The 589-nt window shown below is 53.3% G+C and carries 1 protein-coding gene; it reads left to right on the top strand.

What is annotated here, in order from left to right; translation table 11 throughout:
- Positions 1-589: permease-like cell division protein FtsX (locus HMPREF1627_RS00135; RefSeq protein WP_034499712.1), on the top strand; the 589-nt coding region annotated here is incomplete at both ends.

Below are 589 nucleotides of genomic sequence, written 5' to 3'. Positions count from 1 at the left end.
GGAGTATTACTACGAGTCGAAGGAAGACACGTACCAGAATTTCTTGGAGCTTTACGAGGGCACGCCGTTTACGCATTGGCTGACGGAGGACATGATGTGGGTGTCTTTCCGTGTGAAGCTGGTGGATCCGCAGCAGTATCGCCTGCTTGAGGAGGAGTTCTCGGGTGCTCCGGGCGTTGCGGAGGTAAAGGATCAGCGTGAGATTGTGGAGCCGCTGTTCGCGGTAATTGATAACGCGAAGTATCTGTCGCTGGGTCTGGCTGGAATTATGACGGTCGCGGCGATTTTGCTGATTACCACCACGATTCGTCTTTCGGCAATGTCGCGTGAGAAGGAAACGACGATCATGCGTTACGTTGGCGCGTCGAGTCTTACTATTCAATTGCCGTTCATGATTGAAGGTGCGCTGGCTGCTCTGCTGGGCGCGATTGGTGCGGTGGCAGCGCTTTGGGGTGGATTACATCTGTTTGTGAATTCGTGGCTTGCAAGTACGTTCTCATGGACGAGGTTTGTGGGTACGAGGGAGCTTTTGATTGTGGCTCCGGGCCTGATTGTGATGGCTATTTTGTTGGCAGTTATTGCTTCGGCA

Source organism: Actinomyces sp. S6-Spd3 (genome assembly GCF_000758755.1).
Classification (GTDB): domain Bacteria; phylum Actinomycetota; class Actinomycetes; order Actinomycetales; family Actinomycetaceae; genus Pauljensenia.
This window is presented reverse-complemented; position numbering and strand designations above follow the sequence as displayed.